20 protein-coding genes are annotated in these 18,489 nt (G+C 35.0%); 7 read left to right on the top strand and 13 right to left on the bottom strand.

The genetic code is table 11. From position 1 onward, the window contains the following. Positions 1–13 precede the first annotated feature (13 nt). On the bottom strand, positions 14–295 hold the full coding sequence (locus HU235_RS03525) for a YlaN family protein (protein ID WP_095298938.1): 282 nt from the start codon (positions 293–295) through the stop codon (positions 14–16). A 201-nt stretch (positions 296–496) separates the two neighbouring features. Here HU235_RS03525 and HU235_RS03520 point away from each other — a divergent pair, with 201 nt between their 5' ends. Next, complete coding sequence (locus HU235_RS03520; protein WP_174879352.1) at positions 497–994, top strand: peptidyl-prolyl cis-trans isomerase; 498 nt, start codon at positions 497–499, stop codon at positions 992–994. Between the two features lie 76 nt (positions 995–1,070). On the opposite strand, the gene HU235_RS03515 is transcribed toward HU235_RS03520, so the two are convergent. Beyond that, positions 1,071–2,399 (bottom strand): PhoH family protein, encoded by a 1,329-nt coding sequence (locus tag HU235_RS03515; protein ID WP_095298942.1) that lies wholly within the window; start codon positions 2,397–2,399, stop codon positions 1,071–1,073. Positions 2,400–2,607: 208 nt separating this feature from the next. On the opposite strand from HU235_RS03515, the gene HU235_RS03510 reads away from it, so the two are divergent. Further along, positions 2,608–3,216: a YhcN/YlaJ family sporulation lipoprotein gene (locus HU235_RS03510; RefSeq protein WP_095298943.1), complete on the top strand. Its 609-nt coding sequence runs from the start codon at positions 2,608–2,610 to the stop codon at positions 3,214–3,216. 301 nt (positions 3,217–3,517) lie between these two features. After that, positions 3,518–3,718 carry a YlaI family protein gene (locus HU235_RS03505; protein WP_174879351.1) on the top strand — a complete coding sequence of 67 codons (201 nt, stop codon included), beginning with the start codon at positions 3,518–3,520 and terminating at the stop codon, positions 3,716–3,718. A gap of 178 nt (positions 3,719–3,896) precedes the next feature. On the opposite strand, the gene HU235_RS03500 is transcribed toward HU235_RS03505, so the two are convergent. Both HU235_RS03500 and typA read right to left on the bottom strand, forming a co-directional pair. Next, positions 3,897–4,211, bottom strand: coding sequence for a YlaH-like family protein (locus HU235_RS03500; RefSeq protein WP_095298947.1), 315 nt, complete (start codon positions 4,209–4,211; stop codon positions 3,897–3,899). A 229-nt stretch (positions 4,212–4,440) separates the two neighbouring features. Next, positions 4,441–6,282, bottom strand: coding sequence for a translational GTPase TypA (gene typA / locus HU235_RS03495; protein ID WP_095298948.1), 1,842 nt, complete (start codon positions 6,280–6,282; stop codon positions 4,441–4,443). 229 nt (positions 6,283–6,511) lie between these two features. Here typA and HU235_RS03490 point away from each other — a divergent pair, with 229 nt between their 5' ends. Further along, positions 6,512–6,727, top strand: coding sequence for a YlaF family protein (locus HU235_RS03490; protein WP_174879350.1), 216 nt, complete (start codon positions 6,512–6,514; stop codon positions 6,725–6,727). A gap of 41 nt (positions 6,728–6,768) precedes the next feature. Here the strand turns inward: HU235_RS03490 and HU235_RS03485 are convergent, their stop codons facing one another. The 3 genes from HU235_RS03485 to HU235_RS03475 all read right to left on the bottom strand — a co-directional run bounded on the left by HU235_RS03485 (position 6,769) and on the right by HU235_RS03475 (position 8,375). After that, positions 6,769–7,245: a GNAT family N-acetyltransferase gene (locus HU235_RS03485; RefSeq protein ID WP_233452123.1), complete on the bottom strand. Its 477-nt coding sequence runs from the start codon at positions 7,243–7,245 to the stop codon at positions 6,769–6,771. Continuing rightward, positions 7,242–8,033, bottom strand: coding sequence for an inositol monophosphatase family protein (locus HU235_RS03480; RefSeq protein WP_095298952.1), 792 nt, complete (start codon positions 8,031–8,033; stop codon positions 7,242–7,244). Before HU235_RS03480 ends, HU235_RS03485 begins: the two co-directional genes overlap by 4 nt. Before the next feature lie 153 nt (positions 8,034–8,186). Further along, complete coding sequence (locus HU235_RS03475; RefSeq protein WP_095298954.1) at positions 8,187–8,375, bottom strand: hypothetical protein; 189 nt, start codon at positions 8,373–8,375, stop codon at positions 8,187–8,189. A gap of 262 nt (positions 8,376–8,637) precedes the next feature. On the opposite strand from HU235_RS03475, the gene HU235_RS03470 reads away from it, so the two are divergent. Further along, a complete protein-coding gene (locus tag HU235_RS03470) occupies positions 8,638–9,255 on the top strand; it encodes a YktB family protein (protein WP_095298956.1) in 618 nt (205 codons plus the stop codon). 113 nt (positions 9,256–9,368) lie between these two features. Here the strand turns inward: HU235_RS03470 and HU235_RS03465 are convergent, their stop codons facing one another. Further along, on the bottom strand, positions 9,369–9,641 hold the full coding sequence (locus HU235_RS03465) for a UPF0223 family protein (RefSeq protein ID WP_095298958.1): 273 nt from the start codon (positions 9,639–9,641) through the stop codon (positions 9,369–9,371). 337 nt (positions 9,642–9,978) lie between these two features. Between HU235_RS03465 and HU235_RS03460 the strand changes: the two genes are divergently transcribed. Further along, positions 9,979–11,454: an aminotransferase class I/II-fold pyridoxal phosphate-dependent enzyme gene (locus HU235_RS03460; RefSeq protein WP_174879349.1), complete on the top strand. Its 1,476-nt coding sequence runs from the start codon at positions 9,979–9,981 to the stop codon at positions 11,452–11,454. 85 nt (positions 11,455–11,539) lie between these two features. Here HU235_RS03460 and HU235_RS03455 read toward each other — a convergent pair whose 3' ends face one another. Next, the gene (locus tag HU235_RS03455; RefSeq protein ID WP_095298962.1) at positions 11,540–11,668 is read right to left on the bottom strand and encodes a GapA-binding peptide SR1P; all 129 of its coding nucleotides are present in this window, start codon (positions 11,666–11,668) and stop codon (positions 11,540–11,542) included. Between the two features lie 713 nt (positions 11,669–12,381). Between HU235_RS03455 and HU235_RS03450 the strand changes: the two genes are divergently transcribed. Continuing rightward, a complete protein-coding gene (locus tag HU235_RS03450) occupies positions 12,382–12,765 on the top strand; it encodes a hypothetical protein (RefSeq protein WP_174879348.1) in 384 nt (127 codons plus the stop codon). Positions 12,766–13,275: 510 nt separating this feature from the next. On the opposite strand, the gene lpdA is transcribed toward HU235_RS03450, so the two are convergent. From lpdA to pdhA, 4 genes are all read right to left on the bottom strand, one after another. Next, positions 13,276–14,685: a dihydrolipoyl dehydrogenase gene (gene lpdA, locus HU235_RS03445; protein ID WP_095298965.1), complete on the bottom strand. Its 1,410-nt coding sequence runs from the start codon at positions 14,683–14,685 to the stop codon at positions 13,276–13,278. 3 nt (positions 14,686–14,688) lie between these two features. After that, the gene (locus tag HU235_RS03440) at positions 14,689–15,975 is read right to left on the bottom strand and encodes a dihydrolipoamide acetyltransferase family protein (protein ID WP_095298967.1); all 1,287 of its coding nucleotides are present in this window, start codon (positions 15,973–15,975) and stop codon (positions 14,689–14,691) included. Between the two features lie 173 nt (positions 15,976–16,148). Further along, positions 16,149–17,126 carry an alpha-ketoacid dehydrogenase subunit beta gene (locus HU235_RS03435; protein WP_095298969.1) on the bottom strand — a complete coding sequence of 326 codons (978 nt, stop codon included), beginning with the start codon at positions 17,124–17,126 and terminating at the stop codon, positions 16,149–16,151. Between the two features lie 3 nt (positions 17,127–17,129). Then, a complete protein-coding gene (pdhA, locus tag HU235_RS03430; RefSeq protein WP_095298971.1) occupies positions 17,130–18,245 on the bottom strand; it encodes a pyruvate dehydrogenase (acetyl-transferring) E1 component subunit alpha in 1,116 nt (371 codons plus the stop codon). Positions 18,246–18,489 lie beyond the last annotated feature (244 nt).

Genomic DNA, 18,489 nt, shown 5'->3' with positions numbered 1-18,489 from the left:
TGAGTTTTGTTCATTATTTGCCTGTAAATGCATCATGTAGAGCTGAGAGCTCCCTTTCGAGTGTATCTAGCAATTCTTTTCCTTCACGTTCCTCAACTAAGCCTAATCGTACCGCGAAGTCAATTTCTCTAGATAAACCGAACATTTGTGTATCTAAAACCTCTTCATAAAGAGGACACTGAGGCATTGTTAAATTGTCCATTTGGACTTTTATTAATTTCATGATTTTTTCAGCATCTGCCCTAAGTAACGCAAGTGCTTTTTCACGATGATTAATAGCAATCTCAGACGCCAAATGAATCCCTCCGTTTCCGAGCGATTACCCTCTACTTATGATTTAATATTATAACCAAATCATTGAAAAAGCAAGGACAATCAATATAAACTTCGATTTTTCGTAAAAAATACACAGATTTTTGATGATAGTTTCTAATTAATATTATGTGACAATTTGTGATAAAAAAGGTTATACTTGCGTTATAAAGGAGTGTCGTTTATGGAATCAATCGTAATGATTAAAGGTAATGTTCAATTTCAAATTACATTAGATCCCGGTGTTTGGATCTTCGATGACAGAAAGGTTGATTTAACAACGTATTTCACAGAAGAAGCTGCAACAATAGATGAAATTGAAGAATACACGAAGGCAACTTCAAAACATTGGGAACGTGAAATTAGAGAGGGAGCCATTCATCCCCCTACACTTAAAACTGAAAAAATCTATGAAAAACAAAAAGTGCTAAATGGTACTTTCGGTATACCATTAAAGCCGTTCCTTGAAAACGCTGTTATTTTTGAAGATGCCACAACTGTCAATTTTGTGACGAAAGAAGGAAATATTTCATTATCAATTGAAGAAGCTCTTAATGTTGTTCTTGGGTTTAGTATTAATGGAAAACCTCTAAAAGAAGATGGTCCAATACATATTTATTATGGAGATGGTTCAAATTATTCAAACCCAATAAAAAATGTAAAGGAAATTGTTGTCGTTTAAGTATCTAATAAAGCCCCCTTAAATATGTCTAAGTATAGACCTTAAAAGGGGGCTTCATAAATCCCCCTTGGCTTTCTTAAAGTATGTCAGCTGCTAGTTGTGCTAACCCTGACCGTTCACCCTTAACAAGTCTTACATGTCCAGCAATTGGTTGATCCTTAAATTTCTCAACAACATATGTTAAGCCATTATTGTATTCATCAAGATATGGATGGTCAATTTGTTCTGGATCACCCATTAAGACAATTTTACTCCGTTCACCAACCCTTGTAAGAATTGTTTTCACTTCATGCTTTGTTAAGTTTTGTGCTTCATCTATAAGAATAATTTGTTCAGGGATACTACGCCCTCGAATATATGTTAAAGCTTCAACCTCAATCGACCCCATACCCGCTAAAATCGCATCTAATTCTCCCGGTTTTTTAGTATTGAATAGATATTCCAAATTATCGTAAATTGGCTGCATCCAAGGTCTTAATTTTTCTTCCTTTTCACCAGGCAAAAATCCAAGGTCCTTTCCAACCGGCACGATTGGTCTTGCGACTAACAGCTTTTTATAAGTTCCTAAATCCTCCGTCTGCATAAGACCTGCTGCAAGAGCTAATAATGTTTTTCCAGTACCAGCTTTACCAATAAGGGTTACTAATGGAACATCCGCCCTTAAAAGCAGCTCAAATGCCATTGTTTGTTGGACATTTCTCGGTCTTATTCCCCAAATATGGTCATGGTCAAAAACGAGCCTTTGAATCTTTTTACCTGATTGATCAACCTTACCAATTGCTGATGATGAACCACCTAATGCATCCTTCATAATAACGAATTGATTTGGATAAAATGGATGGTTTGTTATTTCCGAAAGAATAAGTTCGTTCTTTTCATAAAACCGATTTAAATTATCGCTACTAATATACAAATCAAGAAATCCAGTGTATATATGGTCAATTTCGACTACTCGATCACTTAGAAAATCCTCGGCTATAAGGCCAATAGCGTCTGCCTTAACCCTAACGAGCGTGTCCTTGCTTACTAAGATTACAGCTCGGCCATTTTCCTTTGTCTGCTCCTCCAAGGATAAATTTTTTGCAACAGCTAGAATTCTGTTATCATTTGTTTTTTCAACAAATATTTCTTGAAGTTGTTGAAAAGAACGGTGATTTAATTCAATTCTGAGTGAACCACCATTTGGCAACGGAATTTTTTCATGGAGCTTTCCAGATTCTCTTAATTGATCGATTAGTTTTGATACTTGTCTAGCATTCCTTCCAATTTCATCCATGTACCTTTTTTTTGAATCTACTTCCTCTAAAACAACTGCAGGAATAATTACTTCATTTTCTTCAAAGGAAAAGATTGAATTTGGGTCTTGCAATAAAACATTCGTGTCTAGTACATAAATCTTCCTCAAAACTCCGCCTCCTACTCCGTGCTATTTTTTTATGGAGTGAAACAATTAGTTCGTAAAAAAGTCAAGCTGTGAATGAAGCGTTGCTAAAATATATGAAAGGATGAATAAAGATAGAAGGTTTATTAGACAATAAAATTAAAAAGCAAGGAAAAAAACTGCAATGAATGTTCTTTAAATGGATTCAATTGCGGAATTAAGGAGTGATTTCATGAAAATAATTTATTTTGCTTTACTACTACTAACCCTTGCTCTTACTGGTTGTAATGTAAATCAAGGTGCACCCAATACTGACGACTCACTTAATAACGGGACACCAATTAAAGTAAAAAACAGTGTAGATGAAAATAATATAGACCGAAAAACTGGACAAGAAATCTCGAAGCACCTTGTTAATTTGGCTAACAGAATACCAGAGGTCAATGATGCTACTGCTGTTGTATTAGGGGATTTTGCTGTTGTTGGCATTGATGTAAATTCAAATTTGGATCGAAATAAAGTTGAATCAATAAAATATACAGTTTCGGAAAGCTTAAGGCATGACCCCTATGGTGCAAATGCTGTCGTAATCGCAGATGCAGATACAAACGCACGCCTTCGTGAAATGGGAAGAGAAATACAAGAAGGTAGACCAATTGTTGGCATATTAGATGAGCTTGCAGCAATTGTCGGGCGCGTTATACCTGAAATACCTAATGATGCACTTGATAATCAACAAAAACAACCAACTGAAACAAATGACGATCAATTAAATAACAAAAATGAGAAAAAAATAGAAGAAGAGCAGCAGGATCAATCAAATAATCAGAAGCACCGTTAAGACAAAGAGATAAGGAGGCAATCTGAAAGAAGCTAACCTCAAGCAACACTAAATTTGGGAGATAAAAAATTGTATGCTCCCATTTAGTGCCTAAAGAGGATTGAACACCTTTCAATTAAGAATGCCTCCTTAAACTGTTATTATACTAATTATCAAATTGGGCCTTTCATCCCTTCATTCACTCTCCAAATTAATCACAAGTCACATTCATTTTTTCTTAGGTTCTTCATTATTTAACCTCTAACATGATATACTTAATAAAACGTACGACTAAAAAATTGTAAAAGGTTTGAGGTGTCGAATGAAGGTAAAGTGTGTAATTTGTGATAAAGTTGAAAATATTGAAGATGAAACATTAATGGCAAAACGATTAATAAATCGTCCCATCCATACATATATGTGTAGAGAATGTAATGAACGAATTGAAGCGAAAACAAACGCTCGTATCGCAACTGGAAAATTTAGGCTTTATCAAGATAAAAAAACGGAAGACTCATGGTAACTTAAATTCATTAGACTTTCTTTAAGCTATTTGTGAAATTAGTCTTTTGCGAATTAATTTATGGATAAAATTCTTTCTCTTTTAAAGATACCCTTAAAAGAAAGCTATCAATTTGCAACAATAAAAAGCTGCCTTAACTTATGACCTACTTAAAGGACAAATGTTAAGACAGCTTTTCTTATGCCTCTTTTGCATCTTGTTTTTTTGATTGATAAAGTCTAATTTTGTAAATGATTAAGATTAATGCAGCGACAACTAACCCTTCAGCTATCGGTAAAAAGATACCTAAAAAAGTGAGCACTGTACATCCTAATGCGAGAAATATGTAAATGATAAGGGATTTTAATATCGGAAGCTTTTTGGCAAATCCCAGTTTATAAACAACCACTGATAACAGAAAAATTGTGATATATAACAGCCACATTCCTAAGTCTGGATTTTCGGTAACTTTATACAAACTAGGAAAAAATGATAATCTTTCTTCTATTTCCACCTTTCCCCCTCCTTATTCTCATCACATTTTATAAAAACGATAAAATCAACCTAAAAAAATGGCTGATTCATCTAAAATTATCTTCAAAAATTATTATTGTCTATTGGACTAGACACGTAACATTAAGATAACTTTCTATAGTTGAATCAGCCTTCTGCACAATTAATTATCAGCAGTGAATATAGTAAGCAAGATTAGTTTACTATGTGCACTCTATTCAAAGAAATCGTTAAATTCCTGCTAACTTTTTCTTTTTCGCTGCTTTTTCACGTTCATTTTTATCTAGTATTTTCTTTCTAAGTCTAATGGACTCAGGGGTTAATTCACAATATTCGTCCTCGTTTAAATACTCTAACGCTTCCTCTAACGACATTATACGAGGTTTTTTCATTGTATTTGTTTGGTCTTTTGTAGCTGAACGAATATTCGTTTGTTGTTTCATTTTACAAATGTTAACAACTAAGTCGTTTTCACGTGTATGTTCCCCAACGATCATACCTTCATAAACATCAACACCGGCTTCAACAAATATCACACCACGGTCTTCAACACCTTGAATACCATATGTTGTTGATTTTCCGTTTTCCATTGAAACAAGAACACCTTGTCTGCGTCCACCAACTTTTCCTGGCTGCATCGGCTGATAGCTATCAAATGTATGATTAATGATACCGAAGCCACGTGTTAATGACATAAATTCTGTTGAGTAACCTATTAACCCACGAGCAGGAACATTAAAAATTAAGCGAACTTGCCCGTTCCCGTTATTAATCATATCAATCATTTCACCTTTTCGAGCACCGATTGATTCCATTACACCACCAGTATGCTCCTCAGGTACATCGATTTGAACTCGTTCAACAGGTTCACAACGAACACCGTCAATTTCTTTTACAATTACTTCAGGCTTTGAAACTTGAAGCTCGTAGCCTTCGCGACGCATATTTTCAATTAAAATTGAAAGGTGAAGCTCACCACGTCCTGATACGATCCATGCATCAGGGGAATCCGTTGGCTCAACTCGTAAGCTTACGTCAGTTTGTAATTGTGATAATAATCTTTCTTCAATTTTACGAGCTGTCACGAATTTACCTTCACGACCAGCAAATGGACTATTATTTACTGCAAAGGTCATTTGTAATGTAGGCTCGTCTATACGTAAAATCGGTAAAGCTTCTTGATGCTCAACAGGACACACTGTTTCCCCAACGTTTATATCTTCCATACCTGAAACTGCAACTAAATCCCCAGCAACAGCTTCTTGAATTTCAATACGTTTAAGTCCTTGGAATCCGAATAATTTTGTCACTCGGAAGTTTTTAACAGAACCATCAATCTTCATTAATGCTACTTGCTGACCTACATGCATCGTTCCACGGAAAACACGACCGATACCAATTCGTCCTACATAATCATTATAATCAAGTAGAGCTACTTGGAATTGTAGATGTTCTTCTCTATTATCAATTGGAGCAGGAATGTGCTCAACGATTGCATCAAATAGTGATGCCATATTTTCTTCTTGATCTGCAGGATCTGGACTTGTACTAGCTGTACCATTAATAGCTGATGCAAAAACAACTGGAAATTCTAGTTGATCTTCATTTGCATCTAATTCAATAAATAAATCAAGAACTTCATCAACTACTTCTGACGGGCGGGCAAAATCACGGTCAATTTTGTTTACAACAACAATTGGAGTTAAATTTTGCTCTAGTGCTTTTTTCAACACAAAGCGTGTTTGTGGCATACAACCTTCATATGCATCAACAACTAATAGAACCCCATCAACCATTTTCATAATCCGTTCAACTTCGCCACCGAAGTCCGCATGTCCTGGAGTATCCATGATATTGATACGAGTATCTTTATAATTAATTGCTGTATTTTTTGCTAAAATCGTAATCCCGCGTTCACGTTCCAAATCATTGGAATCCATTGCACGTTCTGCTACTTGTTCATTCGAACGAAATGTACCAGATTGGTGTAAAAGCTGGTCAACCAAAGTTGTTTTCCCATGGTCTACGTGGGCAATAATAGCTATGTTGCGAATATCGTTTCGTAATTTCACTCTTTCATCTCCCAAAATGTATATTCAAATAGGATCTACTTAAAGGTTTTCCATACTTTTGACAAGTAATACGGTAAGTCTTTTCGCAGTATTCTAATTGATTTAAAAATAAATAAAAATTACCTTGGTATTATACCACAAACAATGTAGAAAAGTGATATGTTTTTATGTAAACTATATATTAAGATACGATAATTTTTTCTTCACAACTTAGGAGAGTGAAGTTTTTATGAAAATTGGCAAGTGGATTTTTCTAGTTTTAGCATGTGTTGCAGCTTTATCTATGATCGGGATTGGAATTGCAGTTGGTGAACGGAGTCTACTCGGAGTCCTTCTCTCAATCGTATTATTAAATGCAGTTATGGCATTTGGATTTATCCTAAAAAAAAAGAATGAGAGAAAAAGGAATATTAGAGTGAAAATAAGATTGTTAATCCTTAATTGAATAGTCCTTGAGAGACCTCCTTATTTAAGGATTAACAATCTTCATAAAGGCTTCACTGTAAGTATATATTGTTGAGAAGTCTGGTCATCAATTTCAAATTTATATTGCTCAAAGCCACATTTCCCAAGAAATAACAACCAAGAACTTTGATTTGAAGGACACGCAGCAAATAGCGCTTTATGGCCCCTCGCTTTTAATTCCTCCCCAATCATCGCAATTAGTTTTTTGGCAAAACCTTGCCCTCTAAATGATGGATGAATAAGAATTGTTCCAAGCCAAGGCTTTTCATTTGAAGGTGACCACTCCAATACATAGCAAATCCCAACTAAGTCTCCATCAAGCTCCCAAACCTGCCAAACTCCATTATACATACTATAATTTGAGAGATATGTTTCTAGTTGTTCAGGAACACATTCTTCTTTGCTCCATTCGGGACTTGCCTTTACTAGCTCATAAAAAAAATGTACATCCTTTTCTATTTCAAGCTTTTTCCAAGAAAAAGATTGAGAATTCATCATTTGTTTAAATATTCCTCAATAATATGCTTGTGAAGATGTTTTTCACCTACGAAGAACGAGGTTTTTGTTAAAATATCAAGCTTCTCTCCAGTCATCGTTGAAATACTTCCTCCGACTTCTTCAATTAATACTAAACCTGCCGCAAAATCCCAAGGTGCGAGTCTCATAGTCATGTAACCATCTAATCGACCAGCAGCAACGTAAGCACATTCAAGAGCAGCGGAGCCATATGAGCGAGTGCCTCTTACCTTTTTAACAATTGGTACAATTAGTTGATAATCGATTCGCGGATTTTCAGTTACCCATACAGGATTGATTCCTAAAATTGCTTTTTCTATCTCTACTTTATCAAGTTTTGGTAAAGGAATATCATTCATAAAAGCGCCTTCACCTTTAAACGCATGATACAATTCATTATGTACGACATCATAAATTAAACCTATGTAACCCACTCCGTCACCATAGATTCCAATTGATATGGCAAAGTTGCGCTGTTGATGAACAAAATTCATCGTTCCATCAATCGGATCAATAATCCAAAGAACTCCATCCATTGATGACACTTCATCACCATAACCTTCTTCACCTAAAATTCGATGTTCTGGATAGGTCTCTTGAATCCTACTTATAAAAAATTGCTCAATTTCTTTATCCATGTTCGTTACTAAATCATTTGGGTTTGATTTGTATTGAATGGAAAGAGATGAATCAAATGAATGCCGAATTTTTTCTCCAGCCTCTATTATCCATTGCTTTGCTTTTTGATCTATATCCTTCCAATTTGTCATGCAACAACCTCTTTTCTTTTTATATATCACTTTTTCATTTATAAGAATACTGTATTAAAAGAAAGGACGGAAAGCAAGCAAGACCATTTGCTAAACGCAGATAAAAACGAACCCTGATTAGGTTCGTTTGTAGCTTCATTTCAGCTCCAACAGCTAAGCTTGGAGCTTCATCCACTCTTTTCGAAGTTTTTCCAATTTTTGCTTACATTCTATTTTTTTCTTTACATCTTTATTCTGCATAGCTTCATAAAGGGTGGCTAATTCATAATCAAGTTCGAGTCTTAACACCCCAATACGATTGTTGTTGGTTTTTTGACCACTCGTTTTCACAATTTGTTTCATTTGTTTACCGCCCCTTTCTATCCAACTTTAATTTTTTTGTCACCATTCAGTTGTCTCAAGAATTCATTAATTAGGATACTATTGTTTTTTTATATAGTATGTAAAAGGAAAATCAGTTGGAACTATGAGTATGAAATTGTGTATCCACCTAACAGCCTATGTCAAAATGAATCATATTTGTTAAAAGTACATATTACTATCGAAAAGAAGCTTGTCGATATATAATAGTAGAATAGAGAAAACAAACAGGAGGAATCATTACGTGAATTTTACCGGCTTTACTGAAAAAGATTTTGAAACCTTTACAATAGATGGGTTAGAAGACCGAATGGAAGCAATAAGGGAAAGAATTCAACCAAAGTTTAAAGAAATTGGTCAAATTTTAACAGATGACTTATCAGCTTCATTACAAAAAGAAATGTTTCTTCATATTGCGAAGCATGCCCGAAGAACGATAAACCCGCCAAAAGATACTTGGCTGGCAATTGCAGATAATAAACGAGGCTATAAACAACATCCACATTTTCAAGTTGGCTTATTCGATGATCATCTTTTCGTCTGGTTAGCTTATATCTACGAATTACCAAATAAAGAGGAAATGGCTGGAAACTTTTTAGAAAACTTAAATACAATTTCTAAACTTGTTCCAGATGATTACTATGTGTCACTTGACCATACTAAAAAAGATGCTAAGCCAATTACAGAAATCGATTTAAAGGGTGCTTTAGAGCGTTTTAGAGATGTAAAAAAAGCAGAATTTTTAATAGGACGTCACATTCCAGCTAATGATGAACTGCTACGTGATGGAGAAAAATTACTTGCTTATATTAGAGAAACGTTTCATACTCTAATTCCACTATATAAGATGTCATATCATTAATTATTACTATAAACCTAAGGTATAAAATAAGTCACTCATGTATAGAAAAAAAAGTGTTCATGAGTGACTTGAAACTTAAAAGGAGTAGGCTAAAAAACTTCTCTCATATCCTATTACATTTTAATAGTCTCGCTATCATTGACGTCATCCTTCATTTTCTTTATGACTCGATAAATTGAGTAACCACTTACTTGCTCAAACTCATTTCCAATCGTTTTTTCTTCTGCTTTACTTGGAACAATCTCCTTAAATCTACGATATGCTTCCATTAAACTTTTTCTTTCAATTCCTTTTTCATATGCTTGTTCGATACATTGAAAAAATTGGATAACATCAACTGTTTCCTCTGTACTCCATTCGAAAGAAATTGGATATTGATAATCCATCTATACTCACTCCATCCTTAGCATTTCACTTTCATTATTTTATCAAAGCAAGTAAAGAGAATACAAATTTAAGCGTTTTTTACGATGAATGGGAGTTGTCAGTTTGTAAAACAATAGTACTATCAATTTATTTTTATTGACTGTCCTTATTGATAACGGTATAATTCTTTTGTTTTTTATAAAACAAATTGTGAATTATGCTATAACAGGTCAGGCAGCCATTTAGATATTTAGGCAATCATAATAAATGTATTTTTTGAACCTAAAATTCATAAGATGCCGTTAGTTTGTCCTAAAAAATAGATGAAATGATTACTAAAAAGAAGGTGGAAAAACTTTGTCACAGAATGAAACACCATTGTTCACTGGTCTTGTTGAACATGCAAAAAAAAATCCTATTCAATTCCATATACCAGGCCATAAAAAGGGAGCTGGCATTGAACCAGAGTTTCGACAATTTATCGGTGAAAATGCATTATCAATTGATTTAATCAACATCGGACCTTTGGATGACTTACATGCTCCAAAAGGGATCATTAAAAAGGCTCAGGAGCTTGCAGCTGAGGCGTTTGGTGCTGACTATACATACTTTTCAGTACAAGGGACCAGCGGAGCAATTATGACGATGGTTATGGCCGTATGTGGACCTGGTGATAAAATCATTGTTCCTAGAAATGTTCATAAATCCATTATGAGTGCTATCGTCTTTTCAGGTGCAATCCCTATATTTATCCATCCAGAAATCGATAAAGAATTAGGAATTTCACATGGAATTACGATAGATGCTGTAGCAAAAGCATTAGAACAAAATCCTGACGCAAAAGGGGTTCTAGTAATTAATCCAACTTATTTTGGAATCTCTGCAGATTTAAAAAAAATTGTTGAGATTGCCCATTCATATAATGTTCCTGTTTTAGTTGATGAAGCACATGGAGTACATATTCATTTCCATGAAGATTTACCGATGAGTGCAATGCAGGCGGGAGCAGATATTGCGGCAACTAGTGTTCATAAGTTAGGTGGCTCAATGACTCAGAGCTCCGTATTAAATGTAAAAAAGGGATTAGTTTCCCCACAACGAGTACAATCTATTTTGAGCATGTTAACAACAACATCTACATCTTATCTATTATTAGCATCACTCGATGTTGCAAGAAAACAGTTAGCAACGAAAGGTCATGAATTAATTGAGAGAACGATTCAATTAGCTAATTACACTCGAGAGAAAATTAATGAAATTGATGACATATATTGTGTTGGAAAAGAAATATTAGGTACAAAAGCAACCTTTGATTATGACCCTACAAAATTAATCATACCAGTTTATAAATTAGGGATTTCCGGTTACGATGTAGAGAATTGGTTACGGAACAATTATCAAATTGAAGTTGAATTATCAGATCTCTATAATATTCTTTGTATCATAACACCAGGTGATACAAAAGAAGATGTTGATACATTAGTCCATGCACTTAAGGAGCTTTCGACTACTGTTCATAAAAACAACAATATATCAAATGAAAAATCTCACATTTTATTACCAGATATCCCTGTTTTAGCTTTAACGCCTCGTGATGCTTTTTATTCTGAAACAGAGGTTGTTGATTTTAATGATTCTGCGGGTAGAATCATAGCCGAGTTTATTATGGTTTATCCACCAGGAATACCGATTTTTATTCCAGGTGAGATTATTTCAGAAGATAATCTAACATATATTAAGAAAAACCTTGAGGTTGGATTACCAGTTCAAGGTCCAGAAGATCCTTCTTTAAAAACAATCAGGGTAATAAAAGAACATCGGGCAATTAAATAAACAAGCTTTCAATCAGTGTATTGTAAAGCAAAAAATGTGAGGAAATTTTCCTCACATTTTTTATTTGAGGTACAGCATTTAACTATTAATTCACTGATTTCCGACTTTCATTCCTACATTCGTGATGATCACATTTTCCATATAACGTTGTGACTTTCTCCCCATCAAGATGGCCGATTGTAGAGTTACAGTTTTGACATACAATTGTACACATGCCCATACCCCTTTCAATCATATATTCACTTTCAATATAAATGAAAGCGTTTAACGAAGTGTTATACCTAATAATATGACCTTCGAAACTTACTAAGAACATATTTATATAACATATTTAAAGAGTTTTTCTCATTAATTTGAGGACAAGATAAAAATTGGTGAGAAAATATAAACTTTATAGAAATTCTCTTTCTAACTATTTAATAAATAAGTGGAGGATAATTTGTAAACAAAGCATAAATATTGATAAACTCACCAACGTTATAACAATTGCATCTCTTTTAGACTTTATTAGTGTAAATGCAATTAAATAAGCTAAATAGAAAAAAATTGTTAAGAGGATTGTTTTCGAGATAAGACTATCCTTTTTTGATAACCACGACACAAAAGAATAACTACTCCATAGAATAAGATGATAACAATAAATACTGGAACATAATTTCACATCACCTTCTCCCCTTCCTATCACTTATAAAAGTCTATTCATTTTCTTCTAAAAACATCCATTGTTTCAGTCTAGTATCAATTCAATAATAGCCTACCGGGTAATTTTTCAATTATGTAACAATTAGGTGACAATAGGAGGAAAATCCAATATTTATGATAAAATAGGTTTAATTTAACAGAGAAGAATCGTTTTTAGCTATTTAGACTTGGAATTTTACACTGAATAAGACCTAATGTGAGAATAAATAAAAGAGGTGGGCAAGGATGAAACGCTCAATACTCATTGCCTTCATTATACCAGTCATACTACTTTCTTCATGTGAAAATCAACTTTTTCCTAATACAATTCCTGAAGATAACTCAAATGAAGATATTCAATTATTATTTTTTTCTGATAATAAAGACGTGAAAAAAGAAGAAGTATATTATAATGCTTTACTAAAGATTAAAAAAGATTTTCCAGAACGATATAATATAGAATTCGCCTCTAAAAAAAGCCTTGAATGGAAATATAATATTGACGTCTATCCTTCCCTTATTGTTATCAATGAAAACGAGGAAGTGGTCGCAAAAATAGAAGGATATGTTGAAACAGAGGAAGAAATTATAAATCCAATTGTTCAGGCATTATCAAAAAATGGAAGCTAGAAGCAAAAGCTTAAACGGAGTCTAACAAAATGTTTAAGTGTTCTAAATATAATACATATATGCTAGATTCTCTTATATCATGTAATGTTAATAAAAAGCTAGTAGTTCATTTGTGGAGAACTAGCATATAAACATTATCATTATTAGAATTGGAATTAACTTCAAGGCAGCTTTGATGCAGTATCTTTTAAAAACTTTAGTTGAGTACTACGGAAGCCAAATACTTTTATATTTCTGATTTAAAGACTAGCTTAAAGAGTTTGCTGATTGTAGTTGATGATGTTATATGACTCCGGCCTTAGAGAGGCGTGCGTATAGCAAAGGGAGACCGGAGCCCATAGACTCTTGCTCTCGCACTACCCCAGCGAAACACGAAAGCCTCAAGTGGAAATCAACAAACCTATCAAACCTATTTAAAAAAGGAGATTACAGTTCAAACTGCAATCTCCTTTTTATATAGAGCTAAAAAAACTATCCCTTGAATAACAAGGAATAGTTTTATTTTATAAATTATTTTACAATATGGATAGGACTACCGATAGCAACTTCAGCAGCTTCCATTGTAATCTCACCTAATGTTGGGTGAGCATGAATCGTCATCGCAATATCCTCAGCAGTCATTCCAGCTTCGATTGCTAAGCTTAACTCTGAAATCATATCAGATGCACTTGGACCAGCAATTTGTGCACCGATCACTAATCCATCCTCTTTACGAGTAACAAGTTTCAAGAAACCATCAGTGTCATTTAAAGATAGCGCACGACCATTTGCAGCAAATGGGAACTTCGCAGCAACTACTTCAATGCCTTCTGCTTTTGCACTTGCTTCAGTATAACCAACAGTAGCCAATTCAGGCTCAGAGAATACAACCGCAGGAATTCCTAAATAATCAATTTCTGCTTTTTCTCCAGCAATTGCTTCTGCAGCGATTTTACCTTCGTAAGAAGCTTTATGAGCTAATTGAGGACCTTCAACGATATCACCAATTGCATAAATGTTAGGTACATTTGTACGACATTGCTTGTCAATTTTAATGATACCTCTCTCAGTCATTTCAACACCCACTTGTTCTAAACCAAGCTCATCAGTGTTTGGACGACGACCAACAGAAACTAAAAGGTAATCAGCCTCAACTACTTTTTCTTCACCATTGATTTCAAATGTTACTTTAACGCCAGTTTCAGACTCTTCAACACTTTTAGCAGATGCTTTTGTGAAAATTTCAGCGCCTTTTTTCTTAAGGTTACGAGTAACAATTGAAGTCATTTGCTTTTCAAAGCCAACTAAAATATCGTCAGCAGCTTCAATAAATGTAACTTCAGTACCGAAGTTAGCATATGCAGAACCTAGCTCGATACCAATTACTCCACCACCGATAACAACAAGCTTTTTCGGAATTTCCGGTAAATTTAACGCACCTGTTGAATCGATAACACGTTTAGAGAATTTAAATGTTGGGATTTCAACTGGACGTGAACCTGTTGCAATAATTACATTTTTAAATTTATATGTTTGAGAACTTTTTTCGTCCATAACTTTTACAGTTTCACTGTCAACGAAATATGCTTCTCCGTATACAACATCTACTTTATTACCTTTAAGTAAACCAGCAACTCCACCTGTAAGCTTCTTCACAACACCTTGCTTGAATTCTTGCACTTTAGAAAAGTCAACTGTTACGTTCTCAGCTTTAATTCCAAATTGCTCTGAATGTTTAGCATGCTCATAACGGTGTCCAGCAGAAATTAACGCTTTAGAAGGAATACATCCAACATTTAGACATACACCACCTAAAGTAGCCTTTTCTACAACTGTTACTTTTTGTCCTAATTGTGCAGCACGAATTGCAGCTACATATCCGCCAGGACCTGCTCCAATGACAAGAGTATCTGTTTCAATTGGGAAATCACCTACTACCATCGATTACGCCTCCATTAAAATTAGTTGTGGATCATTTAGTAAACGCTTGATGTGGTTAAGAGCATTTTGTGCTGTTGCTCCATCGATCATTCTGTGGTCGAAGCTTAATGATAAAGCTAAAACAGGAGCTACGACAATTTCTCCGTCACGAACAACTGGTTTTTCAGCAATACGACCAATACCTAAAATTGCAACCTCAGGATGATTAATAACTGGAGTAAACCATTGACCACCAGCTGAACCAATATTAGAGATTGTGCAAGAAGCACCTTTCATTTCGTTTGGAGCTAGCTTACCATCACGTGCTTTTGTCGCTAATCCGTTAATTTCATCTGAAATTTCAAATACAGATTTACGCTCAGCATTTTTAACAACTGGTACAAGAAGACCTTTTTCAGTATCTGCAGCAATACCAATGTTGTAGTAATGTTTTTGAACAACTTCATCTGTAGAATCATCTAATGATGTATTTAATACAGGATACTTTTTAAGTGCTGAAGTAAGAGCTTTAACAACATATGGTAAATAAGTTAACTTAATACCTTGCTCAGCAGCCACAGCTTTGAATTGCTTACGATGTGCAACAAGCTTTGTAACATCTACTTCATCCATTAATGTTACGTGTGGAGCAGTATGCTTAGAGTTAACCATCGCTTTTGCAATTGCACGACGGATTGGGCTCATTTTTTCACGAGTTTCTGGTAAATCACCTTCAGGAATAGCAATTGCAGCAGGTGCAGCTTGTTTTTCTTCTTTTGCAGCTGGTGCTTCAGTTGCAGCAGCTGGTGCTGTACCACCTTGTAAGAATGCATCAATATCAGCTTTCATTACACGTCCATTTTTACCAGTTCCTGAAACAAGACGAATATCAACATCTTTTTCACGAGCATATTTACGAACTGAAGGCATTGCAATAACGCGTTTGCTTGGATCAACTTCAGCTTCAGCAGTTGCACCTTGTGCCTCAGGAGCTGGTGCAGCAGCTTCTTGCTTCACTTCCTCTTTCGGCTCGTCATCACCATGGTCACCTTTAAATTTCAAATCTTCATATCCTGGTGCATCAAAAGTGATAATTGTTTGACCAACTGTAGCAACTGTACCTTCTTCAACATTTACTTCTGTTACAGTTCCTTTTACAGGTGAAGGGATTTCAACAACCGCTTTATCGTTTTGTACTTCTGCTAGTACATCATCTTCTTCAACTTTGTCACCTGGTTTAACAAACCATTTAACGATTTCACCTTCATGAATACCTTCTCCGATGTCAGGCAGTTTAAATTCGAATGCCAAATCATTCGACCTCCTTGTTGTAATAAAGTGAGATGATTGCTTAATACATTATTCGTTTAGACACATGCATGAATGAAATGAGTGTCGATAAATCTCTCATTCATGCAGTGCTATTTTTTATGCTTTTACTAAAAGTAAATTTGTATTAAGCAAAGTGATTAATAACTCTAAAATTAGAAGTTCATAACTTTCTTAGCTGTTTCAATAACATCTTTATATGTTGGTAACCAAACGTTTTCTGCTTCTGTAAATGCATAAACAGTATCAGGAGCTGCAACGCGAAGAACTGGTGCTTCTAAGCTTAAAATTGCACGTTCAGTAATTTCTGCAACTACGCTTGCACCGATACCAGCTTGTTTTTGAGCTTCTTGTACAACCATAGCGCGACCAGTCTTTTCAACAGATGCAATAATTGTATCAATATCTAAAGGACTAATTGTACGAAGGTCAACAACTTCTACAGAAATTCCTTCTTTTTCTAATTCTTCAGCAGCTTTTAATGACTCATGAACCATTGCTCCATAAGTAATGATTGATAAATCAGTTCCTTCACGTTTAACATCTGCCTTACCAATTTCAATTGTATATTCCTCTTCCGGTACTTCTTCACGGAATGAGCGGTATAATTTCATATGCTCTAAAAATACAACAGGGTCATTGTCGCGAATAGCAGAAATTAACAATCCTTTTGCATCATATGGAGTTGAAGGAATAACAACTTTCAAACCAGGTTGTTGAGCAACTAATCCTTCTAAGCTATCTGCATGCAATTCAGGTGTATGTACGAATCCACCGAATGGTGAACGAATTGTAACTGGTGCATTCCAACGACCACCTGAACGGTAGCGCATACGAGCTAATTGTCCGCTTAATGAATCCATTACTTCGTAAACAAATCCGAAGAATTGAATTTCCATTACTGGACGGAATCCAGTAATACCAAGTCCAACTGTAAGACCACCAATACCAGATTCAGCAAGTGGAGTATCGAATACACGATCTTCACCAAATTCTTTTTGAAGTCCTTCCGTTGCACGGAATACGCCACCATTTAAGCCAACGTCTTCTCCATAAACGAGGACGTTTTCATCGTTTTTTAGCTCTGTGCGAAGAGCATCTGTAATGGCCTGAATCATTGTCATTTGTGCCATGGCTTATTTCGACTCCTTTTCTTTGTAAATTTCATATTGTTCTTTTAGGTTAGCTGGCATTTCTTCGTACATAATTTCCATTAAGTCAGTAACCTTTTGTTTTGGATATTTATCAGCTTTTTGAATCGCTTCTTTAATATCTTCTTTAGCTTGTTCAATTGTTTTATTTTCTTCTTCTTCATTCCAAATACCTTTAGCTTCAAGGTACTTACGGAAACGTACTAATGGGTCTTTCGCTGCCCATTCATTTTCAGTTTCTTTTGTACGGTAACGAGTTGGATCATCACCAGCCATTGTATGTGGTCCGTAACGGAAAGTAAGTGTTTCAATTAATGTAGGACCTTCTCCGTTAATTGCACGTTCACGAGCATCGCGTACAGCTGCATATACAGCTAACGGATCCATACCATCAACTTGAACACCAACAATACCAGCTGCAACAGCTTTTTGTGCAATTGTTTGTGCTGCAGATTGTTTTTCTACAGGTGTTGAAATTGCATAACGGTTATTTTGTACAACGAAAATTGCAGGAGCTTTAAATGCACCAGCAAAGTTAATTCCTTCATAGAAGTCACCTTGAGATGCTCCACCATCACCAGTATAAGTGATTGCAACAGCTTGTTTGCCTTTTTTCTTCAATCCAAGAGCTACACCAGCTGTTTGAATATATTGAGCACCAATAATGATTTGTGGTGAAAGACAATTTACACCTTCAGGCATTTGGTTGCCGTGGAAATGTCCTCTTGAGAATAAGAATGCTTGATATAATGGAAGACCATGCCAAATGATTTGTGGAACATCACGATATCCAGGTAAAATCCAGTCTTCTTTTTCTAATGCAAATTGTGATGCTAGTTGAGAAGCTTCTTGACCAGCAGTTGGTGCATAGAAACCTAGACGACCTTGACGGTTTAAAGAAATTGAACGTTGGTCTAAAATGCGTGTGTAAACCATACGGCGCATTAATTCTTTTAATTGTTCATCAGTAAGATCAGGCATAGCTGCTTCGTTTACAACTTTACCCTCTTCATTTAAAATTTGTAACGTTTCGAACTGCTTAGAAATCGCTTCAAACTGCTTTTTACTGTCAACAACAGCATTTTTAGTTTTTGCAGCCATCTTATAACCTCTTCCTTTCCTTATTTAAGAGTGTTTGTTTCGGAGCATAATTAGAAGTAGTTTTTGTAAATGATACTACTATCCTCTTATGACCTTAACTTTTTTAGTTAGTAAGAGAATTCCTTTAAGTACAGCATTAGGTTACCCTAAAATATGTTTCATGACACATTTTTTTGAATTCATACCTACCTACTTAATTTACCACTCATGAGATGAGTTAATCTCTCTATGTATGGTTTAAGAG

It is taken from the genome of Metabacillus niabensis, from assembly GCF_902829255.1.
Lineage (GTDB): Bacteria > Bacillota > Bacilli > Bacillales > Bacillaceae > Metabacillus > Metabacillus niabensis.
Note: the sequence above shows the minus strand (reverse complement) of the source record. Positions and strands in the feature narration are given on the sequence as shown.

Coding starts and splice junctions, on each gene's coding strand:
- HU235_RS03520 (WP_174879352.1), top strand. CDS start 497: ATGGAATCAATCGTAATGATTAAAGGTAATGTTCAATTTCAAATTACA.
- HU235_RS03510 (WP_095298943.1), top strand. CDS start 2,608: ATGAAAATAATTTATTTTGCTTTACTACTACTAACCCTTGCTCTTACT.
- HU235_RS03505 (WP_174879351.1), top strand. CDS start 3,518: ATGAAGGTAAAGTGTGTAATTTGTGATAAAGTTGAAAATATTGAAGAT.
- HU235_RS03490 (WP_174879350.1), top strand. CDS start 6,512: ATGAAAATTGGCAAGTGGATTTTTCTAGTTTTAGCATGTGTTGCAGCT.
- HU235_RS03485 (WP_233452123.1), bottom strand. CDS start 7,245: ATGATGAATTCTCAATCTTTTTCTTGGAAAAAGCTTGAAATAGAAAAG.
- HU235_RS03480 (WP_095298952.1), bottom strand. CDS start 8,033: ATGACAAATTGGAAGGATATAGATCAAAAAGCAAAGCAATGGATAATA.
- HU235_RS03475 (WP_095298954.1), bottom strand. CDS start 8,375: ATGAAACAAATTGTGAAAACGAGTGGTCAAAAAACCAACAACAATCGT.
- HU235_RS03465 (WP_095298958.1), bottom strand. CDS start 9,641: ATGGATTATCAATATCCAATTTCTTTCGAATGGAGTACAGAGGAAACA.
- HU235_RS03455 (WP_095298962.1), bottom strand. CDS start 11,668: ATGTGTACAATTGTATGTCAAAACTGTAACTCTACAATCGGCCATCTT.
- HU235_RS03450 (WP_174879348.1), top strand. CDS start 12,382: ATGAAACGCTCAATACTCATTGCCTTCATTATACCAGTCATACTACTT.
- lpdA (WP_095298965.1), bottom strand. CDS start 14,685: ATGGTAGTAGGTGATTTCCCAATTGAAACAGATACTCTTGTCATTGGA.
- HU235_RS03435 (WP_095298969.1), bottom strand. CDS start 17,126: ATGGCACAAATGACAATGATTCAGGCCATTACAGATGCTCTTCGCACA.
- pdhA (WP_095298971.1), bottom strand. CDS start 18,245: ATGGCTGCAAAAACTAAAAATGCTGTTGTTGACAGTAAAAAGCAGTTT.